The organism is Microcoleus sp. PH2017_05_CCC_O_A (assembly GCF_020738785.1).
GTDB lineage: Bacteria > Cyanobacteriota > Cyanobacteriia > Cyanobacteriales > Microcoleaceae > Microcoleus.
In genome coordinates, this window is record NZ_JAEQCB010000152.1 from 19694 (window position 1) to 29776 (window position 10083).

Consider the following 10083-nt stretch of genomic DNA (forward strand, 5'->3'; position numbering starts at 1 on the left):
CGTGCTCGCACTATAATAAAAAAATCCTTTTTACAAACATGAGATGCTGCCTATGAGTTCGCACTATGTCAACTGTCAACTGTCAACTGTCAACTGTCAACTGTCAACTGTCAACTGTCAACTGTCAACTGTCAACTGTCAACTGTCAACTGTCAACTGTCAACTAGCAAATATTTGTCTTTCAATAAGTCATAAGTAGTTTCACTGACTTGAATCCGCCAAGGCAAACCATGAGATTCCATGCGGGAAGCGATATTTACCGTATCGCCCCACAAATCGTAAATAAACTTTTTGATGCCAATCACTCCGGCAACAACCGGGCCGCTGTGGATGCCGATGCGGATGCTAAAATATTTCTTATTCAGACCATTAAACCGAGCTATCTCTTTTTGCATATCTAGAGCCATTTGGGCGATCGCCTCTGCATGGTCTGCCCGAGGGTAGGGCAGCCCTCCTACCGCCATGTATGCGTCGCCGATGGTCTTGATTTTCTCTAGGCCGTGCTGCTCGCACAACATATCGAATCCTGAGAAAATCTTATTCAGGAGCTCCACGAGGTCGATCGGATTCATCACAGAAGACAAAGCTGTAAACCCCACAATATCAGCAAACAAAACAGTCACTTCGGGAAAATATTCAGCAATAGTCGTTTCGTTTTGTTTGAGTCGTTCTGCTATTGCCACGGGCAAGATATTTAACAACAGATTTTCCGATTTTTCTTGTTCTTCCCGCAGGGCATCTTCTGCTTGCTTGCGTTCCGTAATATCGTGGTAACTCCAGACTCTACCGATAATTTTATCTCCCAGCCGCTGCGGTTCCGAATGGCGTTCAAAAAATCTGCCGTCTTCAAATTCCAACAAGTCAAAACTTTCGGCTTCTGGCTGGTCGTAAAGCGATTCTATTCTCTCTTGGAATGCTTGCGGGTCTTTGAGTTGGTTCTGCACAAAGGCGATCGTTGTTGCGTCGTCTCGCAGCGCCATCACGTCGCTAGGTACCCCCCACATTTCCACAAATTCTCGATTGAAAGTAACTATTTTTCCGCTCCTATCAATAGCTAAAATACCGTCAGCAGTAGAATCAAAAGTTGCTTGCAGCAAGGAAGCAGATTTTGCTAGAGCATCTTCCGCCATCTTGCGAGCAGTAATGTCTCGCAAAATAGCGCGAATCGCTACTAAAGAACCTTCCAAAAACTTACAGTTTATGCTACCTTCCAGCAAAATTTGTTCGTGATTCTTAGTAATAAATATTATTTGAATAGAGTGGGGATAAAAAGTATTTTCATTGACAGCTTTTTTAGTAATAACTTGACATAATATCTCCATCGACTCTGGGGAACTGTTGGGATGAATGATATCAAAAACAGTCATTTGAGCAATTTCGGCTTCGCTGTAGCCCAGAGTTTCCCGCCAAGCCCGATTTACATACAAAAAATGACCGTCAGCTCCAATACTTTGAATTAAGTCAGTAGCATTTTCAAATAAGTCTCGTAATTGTTCTTCGCTTTCCCGCAAAGCTATTTCCGCTTGCTTGCGCTTAATAAATTGACCGAGTTGGCTGCCGATTGTTGCCATTGTCTGGAGCAATTCTTCATCCAAATACTGCACTTCGCGGCTAAAAAAAGTCATCACCCCCAACACAGAGCTTTCAGAATTTTCCTGCTCGTAGTCCCCCAAAATTGGGAAGCCAAAAGCTCCGTGCAGTCGTTCTTCTACGCCAATTTCTCTGCTAATAAAAATTTCGCTTTCTGTTACATCCGCAATCCACTGAGACGAACCGCTGCCCCAAATGAGACCCGACAATCCTTCCCCGAATCCACAGATCATTTGTTCGGCAGATTCGGCAAATTTGGGGATGGAAACTGAGCCTTTTGTCCAACAGGCGACGCACCGCAGCAAATTGGGGTCGGAAATCGCAGTTATTCTCTTACTTCCTAACAGCAGTTTTTCCCCAGCTTCCGGCGGCATCCAAAGTTCGGCAGTATCCCACCCCAAACTGTCGCAAATTGCGGGGAGAATTGCTTCTAGAGCTTTTTTGATTGTTTCGGATGTAGAGAGGATGTGAGTGGTGACGTACTGAGCTACTTTTCGCTTGCGGGCTCGCTGTCTGTATGTCATGTCGCGGCCGATGTACACAAAATCTTGGAGGGCCGTAGAAGTTGCAGAAAAACTTTTCATGTCACTTGGAATCGGCGTACAGGAAAAGGAAACTGTCAGCTTTTCTCCTGTTTTTGCGGTGCAAATTACTTCAGTATTAGTTTGAGATTGTTGAGGCGACTCTTGGCTGACTGCTTGCAAAGATGCGCCCTCAGCAGTAAGGGTGTCTATTTGCTGACCTACTAATTCCGATTCGCTATAACCGAACAAATCTTGAGCCGCTTGATTGACTTTTTTGATTTTTCCCGAGGCCGTTGTCACCAACAAAACTTCGGCCATGGAAGTAATAATTTTTTCAACATAATTATTAGTAGCGGCTAAGGTACTCAATAAAATATTCATTTCATTGGTAGCTTGGACTAGAGTTTGTTCCAAACCCATCCTGTCGGTTACGTCTTCAAAAAATACAATTAATCTCTGCTCGCTATCGTCATTGCTGAACTCGACGATATACATATCAAAATAAAGCCGCGAGCCATTTTCTAATACTCGCGTCATCGCTTTTAATTCAAAATTTGGCAACCGCCCTTCAAAAATATCGATTAAAATTTCTTCAGTTCCCAGGAATTCGGGAAAGGGAATGCGGACATCGTTTCCGGTAACTACTTCCTCGGGACAGTCGGCAAACCGCTGCACGTTGAGAGATGTCTCTGCGATAAGAAAGTCTTGATCCAGTGCTAGGTACTCCAAGTGGTGGGGAACCAACAATTTATTTAACAGGGTTGTCATGTTGGATTTTGTAGTGGTGAACGTGCCCTCAGTTCGTGATAGTCATTAGTCATTAGTCATTAGTCATTGGTCATTGGTCATTGGTCATTAGTCATTGCTCGATTTGATGAATCTGGCACCTTGAAGTTTTGTCTAAAGTTTTGGAATAGACCAGCCAAGGTCGCTTACGTGGCACGGTACCCATTTTTGGGCGGGTCATTCCCAAATCGGAAAATCGAAAAATGGAAAATGGAAAATCGTATTATAACGGTTCTCAAGCGTGGTGAGGTATGCCCTATGCCTATGCCCTATGCCCTATGCCCTATGCCCAATTCCCAAATCGTATTACCTCTGTTTTGCAAATGGAATTGTGACTACAAAGGTAGTGCCTAACCCTGTGTCGCTGGAAAATTCGATTTGACCTCCGTGCAGGTCTACACACTGTTTAACTATGGATAAACCCAGTCCTGTACCAGGTATTTTTCCGACATTTTGGGCCCGGTAATAAGATTCAAACAGTTGTTCTTGGTCTTCTATAGGAATGCCAATGCCCGCATCTTTTATTTTAAATATAGCTTCTGCACTATGATAATTTAATTGAAAATCAATATAGCTGTCGATCGGCGAATATTTTACAGCATTTGACAGCAAGTTTGTCAAGATGTGCCGCAGCAATTTGGCATCCAGTGCGGGCGAGTATTCTGTTGCCTCCGACTCCGGAGCGGTTTTTTTCCCAGGCGCAATAGATTTTCTGCAAACAAAATTAATTTTATGATTTTGTCCGTAGCTAATTTTTATTGATTCTACTAACTCGCTACAAAATTTTCGCAAGTCAAGTGGTGCGGGATTGAATTGGAGTTTTCCAGCTTCGGCGCTGCTGAGCAACCGCACGTCATCTAATAGCTGAGCCATGTGTTTAGATGCTGATTTAACGTGTTCGAGGTATTCTTGTTTTTCCGCTTGGGTAATTTCGTCCCCATATTCTTTGAGAATTTGAGTAGCAAATAATACTGTATTTAAAGGATTGCCGAATTCGTGAGCCAGCATCGAGAAAAAACGAGATTTAAGCTGTCTGAGTTCTTGCTCTTTTACCAGAGAGCGACGAATTTCCATGTCTTCTTGCTTGCGTTCTGTGATGTCTCTGCCGATATATATGAAATCATAAAGTCCGTCTAATTCTGTCTGAATTGCCGAGCAGGAAAATTCTACCCAAATTTCTTCTCCCGATTTAGTAGTGCAGACTACTTCCAATTCTCTGAGCAGCTCTTTTTGAGACAAAATATAGCGGTGGCGACCTTGGTAAAGCAATGTTTCTTCGACTACTATGATGGAGAGAGGCTGGTCGATTAATTCTGCTTCGCTGTACCCAAATAACCATTGTGCCGATTGATTGACTGTTTTGATAATTCCTAATGTTGTTGTCACCAACAAAGCATCGCCCATGGAGCGAATCACTTTATCTATATAATCTTTTGAAGCGGCTAAGGCGCTCAGCAAAAGATTAGCTTCATTCGCTCTCTGAATCAAGGATTGCTTCATCACCATTTTTTCGGTGGCATCTTCAATCAAAATTAGCAAATTACTTGCCATATCTTGTTCGTTTTCATGTTCTATCGCCAACATATCGAAGTATAAAGGGCGGTTGTTGTCGGCAAACCGAGCGATACCTTTGAGTTCAAAACTCGGCCGCCTTCCCATCACGATCGACATGAGGATATTTTCAATTCCAATCAGTTCGGGAAAACAGATGCGAGCATCTGTACCGGGGAGCGCGTCACCCGGAGTATCGGCATAATTCTGCACTTCGGCAGAGGTTTCCTGAATGATGAAATTGTGATTTACTATTAGATACTCTGTTTGTCGCGGACCCAGGAGCTTTCTAAAAAGGGGGTTCATACTGTTCGATAATTATTGGTGGACATATCCAGACACTCGTTCTTTTTTGAGTATGTTTTCAGGCATAGCTGTAACCATCTTTCCTGTGAACTGTTGTGCAATATTCCGGGTGTATCTCACTTGGGAAGAGGGCGAAGCATGACCGCATATAAGTTATTAGTTATAATCCCATATTGACTACGGTCATGCTTCGCCCCTACGGATATATTTGCTTGCATTGAGATGCACCCAATATTCCGGGAGCATCTCAGTTTTGCATTTACAGTGCTGTCCCCGCTCGCGTGCTTGTACAAGCACGCGAGCGGGGACAGCACTACCATAAAAAATGCTTCTTGCAAAACTGAGATGCTCCCAATGTTTTCTACTACTCGCTTGAGGAGCAGTGTGAACGGATAGCGCCGAAACACCGAAGCCTTGCCCGAATCTAAAAGTTTTCTGGCGTGACTGGGATGAACCGGATTCATCGGTTTTTTGTTGGCATCAATGAGAAAAACGTAGTTTGACATCTTCTGTCAGCCTTATTTCTAAGTAATGTTTGCCTCGGAAATGTTGAAAGAGCTTGTTGGGAGTGCAACACGCGGATCTGTATGTAATTAATCCGTTCCTTAATAGCAATCGACAGAGCTACAAACTGGCGTTCATCTGTAGGTGTCATGACTCAAACAACGTAGGTCTTATCCTGTTCCTGCACGTTCGCAGCATCTACCCAATGCAGGCTCTGTTTGGGTAGATGTGGGTATACATCTACGAACGGTTCATACTTGTTCTACCATTGTGTAAGCTAGTTTGTGAAAAATTTCGTCAACGTCTTTGCCGGTTTTAGCCGATGTGGTATAAACTGCTATTACTTTGTCTTGACCGATTGAGTGGGAGATTTCCACTAGCAGTGCCAATTTTTCTTCGTCAATCAAGTCTACTTTGTTCAAAGCGACGATTATTGATCCTTTGGGATTGACTGAAGAAAACAGCTTAACGTGTTCGGAGATTCGCTCAACTGTTTCGGAGCGGCTGACATCGGCAACGATTAAAACGCCGCTAGCTCCTTGTAAGTAAGTCGGTGCGATTCCTTTGAATTTTGTATGTCCTTCTAAGTCCCAAATCAGCAACTGTGCGGTGACACTTTCCGGGTGTTTGGTGTTTTCTAATGCGATACTTTTGCGGGAAATTTTTACTCCGACGGTGGAGAGGTACTCGTCGCTGAATTGCCGATCGACAAAACGGCGGATCAGACTGGTTTTACCGACGCCAAAGTCGCCGATCATGCACATTTTTTTAGATATAGTAACTGACATAATTATTTGCTGTTTACGATCTTAGTTATTGGTTCAAATAGCACGCATCTGCTTAAAAGTAGCGGTTGATTGGGTTCCACGCCGGGGGGAGGATTTTGACTGCCAACCGCAAGGAGGCGCTTCGGATTGGCACCTTGCCGCAGCAAAGCATCTCGCACTGCTGTGGCACGCTGGAGCGACAACCGTTGATTGATGACAAGTTCCCCAGTGCGATCGCTGTGTCCAATTATCTTAATCTGTTTTTGAGGATATTGATCCATGAAACTTTTAACACTGGCGATAATTTCTTCTGATGCTGAGTCTAATGTTGTCGTTCCTTGGTCGAAGTAGATGCGGGTGGCAATTTTAAGCGGATCTAGTTTCACAGTGCTAACGACTGACTCAACGCCGGGAATTTGCTTCAGGGACTGAGCAATTTTCTGTGAATCGACAGCCTCCATGACTGTCCCCTCTACTGTAACTTTGCGATCGCCATACCGACTAGAAATAGAAACACCCGACAAGCGGTTCAAAACAGCGGTGATCCGCTGCACCTCACCCGCCGTCAACACGGGATCTGGAGGTACATCTACAGCGACAATTTGATTGTCTAATTTCAGATTTGGTGCAGTTGAGGCGGCTATTTTGGCGGCTTTTTCCCGCAATTCTGGATTTGGCAAATTTCCGGTTAACTTGAGAGTGTTGCCCTCCACGTCGGCGTTTAAGCGGTAAACCGCTAATTCTGGGGTCGAGGCTAAAGCTAAAGCGGCATTTGTTGCCAGGGGGCGGTCAATGCTCCGGCGGTGCTGATAAATTACCCAAGGTGTTGAGATTAAGGTTAGCGCTGCGATCGTCACCCCGATCAGCACGAAGGGGGGTTTTTTTGATTTTTCCCTTTCCACCGGGTCGAATAAACTTTGGATGAACGGGTGCACAGAGTCCGGTATAGTACCGGGATCGCCGTTAAACTCGTGAATTAATTTAGCGTAATTAAGGATCAGATTAGTAAGTGTTTGCCGGAGTTTGTTAATGAACGACTGTGGCGGTTCTCCTTTAATCACGACTGCCATGTAGCAGTATCCCGCTACTTCTAACATAATTTTTGAGTCGCCGTATTCAATTAGATTGAGTTCAGAAATTTCTCCGGGCTGAACGATGCATTCGTTCACAAAGCTGCGAATAGCTGTGAGCATTCCTGCTACCATTTCCGCTTCTAACTGGTAATTGCCTGCGGGGTGTTGAACTTCGGAAATTACCAAGCCAGATGCCTTGTGAATTAACAATGCTGCTTGGACGGTAAAAGGTATTGATTCTCTGAGGATTAATTCAGCTTCGGAGACTCCTTGTACTTGGGAGCGAATTTTGCGCCCAACTCCTTCCATGCTTAAGCTATTTGAGACTTTTTCGTTGATAGTTTTAATAGCTTCTGCCATGTATTTAGAGATCGTACTGCCAATGACGGGATAGAGAGCATCCACCATAGAGTCGCGTTCGAGGGCGATTTGGGCTGTAATGGCTTTGCCCATTTCCGGGGCGAGGGCTTGGGCGATCGACTCTTGATCGAGGCGAATTTGCTCTTTTATCGCCAAACCCATTTCTGGGGCGATCGCCCGAGCAATATCCGCTGGCGAATTTTCTATTTGTTGAGCAAGTGCGTCGGGCAGCAACTCACCTATCGCCGAACTCATTGCTTGCCTGTTTTCCACAGTTTTAGCCCTAATCACTTCATCAATAATTGGGACTATCGCATTAACAACTTCTTCTCTGGAATCGGCAATTTTGCGGCTGAGAATTTCTGCGATCCAAGGCAGCATTAGGGCGATCAGCTCTTGTGGATCGTAGATTTGGTGTTCCAGTTTTTCTAATTTAGAGTCGATGCTTGCTAGCAGATTGCACACCCCCGGCAAATCAGTTTCTGCTAGGAGATTTTTGAGTTGCTCGATATCTGACATTTGCGAGCCAAAAATCAGATTTTGCAGCCTTCCCATCGCGCTGTCGGCTTCATTGAATTCTTGTTTAATATCGCCTATGATTTCCGATCGCTGCGATAGTGGTATCGGCTGTTCTTGCGACTCTCGGTTCGGTTCAATTGATGCCACACTTGCATCTGCATATATTTTTTGTGATGGCTGCGAAAGTCCGGACACTGAGGAATTCGGATCGGTTGCTGCGGGTGGCGCCAGAGTTTGGGGAATGGGCGAATTCTCTACAGCGGTGTCAGCAGAATCCTGGGATTTTTCGCCCTGTACGTACTGGGGAGAATCGGAAATTGTTAAGTCAGGGAATGCTTGTAGCGAGGGTGATTCTCTCTCCAAATCCGAAACATCTGCGGAAACATCTATAGTTTTAGCTGAGGAATAGTTTCTTTCCAGTTCAGAAGTGTTGAGTTTGTGAGTAGCGAACAGCAAATTGTGGGACTCGTCTGCAACAGCCGGGGAAGCAGTAGAATCGGGTTGGCAAGAGCCAGTTTCTGGCACGGCTGCAATTTCCTCTGGCTGTGCGGAGGAAATACCTAACAAATCCATCAACCCGCCGAGTGCTCCAGCTTGACTATTTTTGCCGCTGCTGTCAGCTTCGGGTTCGGAATTGTGCTGCGCTGCAATTTCCTGTGGCTGTGCGGAGGAAATACTTAACAAATCCATCAACCCGCCGAGGGTTCCAGCTTGACTGTTTTTGCCGCTGCTGCTAGCAGCTTCGGGTTCGGGATTTTGCTGCGCTGCAATTTCCTCTGGCTGTGCGGAGGAAATACTTAACAAATCGATCGACCCGCCGAGGGCCCCAGCTTGACCGTTTTTGCCGCTGCTGTCAGCTTCGGACTCGGGATTTTGCTGCTTTGAACCAGCAATAATTTTGAGATCGAATAACAGAGTCAACAAGGGGTCTAGCTGGGTTGCTGCCGAGGCAGCAGACTCGTCAGGTTTAGAAACAAAACCCTCTAGCTGATTTTCAACTTCTGGATTTTCTTTCGGTAAAGCCATGCGTTATTATCCGTGATGGTGGCGCTCCGGCAACAAAAATTCGTTATTTGACTTATTATCAGCAACGCCTTTAAGTTCGGGCACAAATTCTGTTCCTTTGAGTCTCATTCCTAGTTCAAACAGAATTTCTGCCATGTCATCTCTGGAAACTTTAACATCTCTGAGCATGGAAAAGCGTCGGTCTAGTTCTTCAAAAACCTGTGTTTTCAAAGTGCGGGTTTCTTCGGAGAGTCGCTCTCTGGTTTGAGAGAGTTCGTCGCGAATGGAACTGGTTTGATTGTCGATCGCCTCGTCGAGGGCTTCGATGGTGCTGGAGCATTTGCGGTTAACGCGATCGATTTGCTGTCGGAGGTCAGCACTTTCTTCTTGCGTATTTAAGGTGAGCGATTTAACTTTCTTTTCTAACGAATCAACTGCCGCCCTCATTTCTGTGGACAGAACTGTTTTCACTTGTTCGATGCGAGCGTGCATATCTTGCTGCATCATCGACAAGTCGGAATCTATTTTGTCGAAACGATTGTCGTATTCTCTAAGCTGCGCCCCGAAAATTATATCGCGAATCTGGTCAATATTTCCCAGGCGTTCGCGCATTTCTTCTTTAGTTATTTCGGCCATGATATTACCTCGAATCTCCGAAAATTGTGAGTTTAAGAACTGTACTATATTTTTTGTTAAACTGCTAGTCGAACGGTTTGAGCAGGGTCAAAAGACGTGCTGCTGACTTTTACTGCGATCGTTGACAGTTGTCAGATACAGGGGCTTTTTGACTGGGGACAGCTCGACTTTTAGATACTCCCTCCCCGAAAGTCGGGGATGAGATTCTTGAGAAGTTTAACTGTAAATCTCCTGAAATTCAGGTTCTTGGAGGCAATCATCAGAGCCACAACGAGGCTCCCCAAAATAGCGGTTTGCTATTCTTGCCTTGCCGCAAGCTCAGAGGAGCGCAGACATTCCTCCAGACAGCAAGGTAGGTTGTAAGCTGCTACACAAAACTTAGCTAAACTTTCTCAAGTCTCACTATTCAATCAAGATTGCTCTTGAAGGGTCTGCTTCCTGCTTCACCCAAGGGAGTCGGCT

General features: G+C 45.1%; 6 protein-coding genes. All 6 read right to left on the bottom strand.

The features are described 5' to 3' along the window. Positions 1 to 152: 152 nt before the first annotated feature. Complete coding sequence (locus tag JGK20_RS27290; RefSeq protein WP_293232806.1) at positions 153 to 2882, bottom strand: adenylate/guanylate cyclase domain-containing protein; 2730 nt, start codon at positions 2880 to 2882, stop codon at positions 153 to 155. Between the two features lie 324 nt (positions 2883 to 3206). Further along, on the bottom strand, positions 3207 to 4664 hold the full coding sequence (locus JGK20_RS27295; RefSeq protein WP_293185786.1) for a PAS domain-containing sensor histidine kinase: 1458 nt from the start codon (positions 4662 to 4664) through the stop codon (positions 3207 to 3209). Between the two features lie 209 nt (positions 4665 to 4873). Further along, positions 4874 to 5263: an RRXRR domain-containing protein gene (locus JGK20_RS27300; RefSeq protein WP_293185787.1), complete on the bottom strand. Its 390-nt coding sequence runs from the start codon at positions 5261 to 5263 to the stop codon at positions 4874 to 4876. Positions 5264 to 5512: 249 nt separating this feature from the next. Then, positions 5513 to 6049, bottom strand: a complete 537-nt coding sequence (locus JGK20_RS27305) for a Rab family GTPase (protein ID WP_293185788.1) — start codon at positions 6047 to 6049, stop codon at positions 5513 to 5515. Positions 6050 to 6051: 2 nt separating this feature from the next. Then, complete coding sequence (locus tag JGK20_RS27310) at positions 6052 to 9006, bottom strand: OmpA family protein (RefSeq protein ID WP_293208747.1); 2955 nt, start codon at positions 9004 to 9006, stop codon at positions 6052 to 6054. A gap of 6 nt (positions 9007 to 9012) precedes the next feature. Next, a complete protein-coding gene (locus tag JGK20_RS27315; protein ID WP_293155138.1) occupies positions 9013 to 9621 on the bottom strand; it encodes a hypothetical protein in 609 nt (202 codons plus the stop codon). Positions 9622 to 10083 lie beyond the last annotated feature (462 nt).

Bases quoted from the DNA above. Each gene is read 5' to 3' on its own strand.
- JGK20_RS27290 (WP_293232806.1), bottom strand. From the start codon at position 2,882: ATGACAACCCTGTTAAATAAATTGTTGGTTCCCCACCACTTGGAGTAC.
- JGK20_RS27300 (WP_293185787.1), bottom strand. From the start codon at position 5,263: ATGTCAAACTACGTTTTTCTCATTGATGCCAACAAAAAACCGATGAAT.
- JGK20_RS27305 (WP_293185788.1), bottom strand. From the start codon at position 6,049: ATGTCAGTTACTATATCTAAAAAAATGTGCATGATCGGCGACTTTGGC.
- JGK20_RS27310 (WP_293208747.1), bottom strand. From the start codon at position 9,006: ATGGCTTTACCGAAAGAAAATCCAGAAGTTGAAAATCAGCTAGAGGGT.
- JGK20_RS27315 (WP_293155138.1), bottom strand. From the start codon at position 9,621: ATGGCCGAAATAACTAAAGAAGAAATGCGCGAACGCCTGGGAAATATT.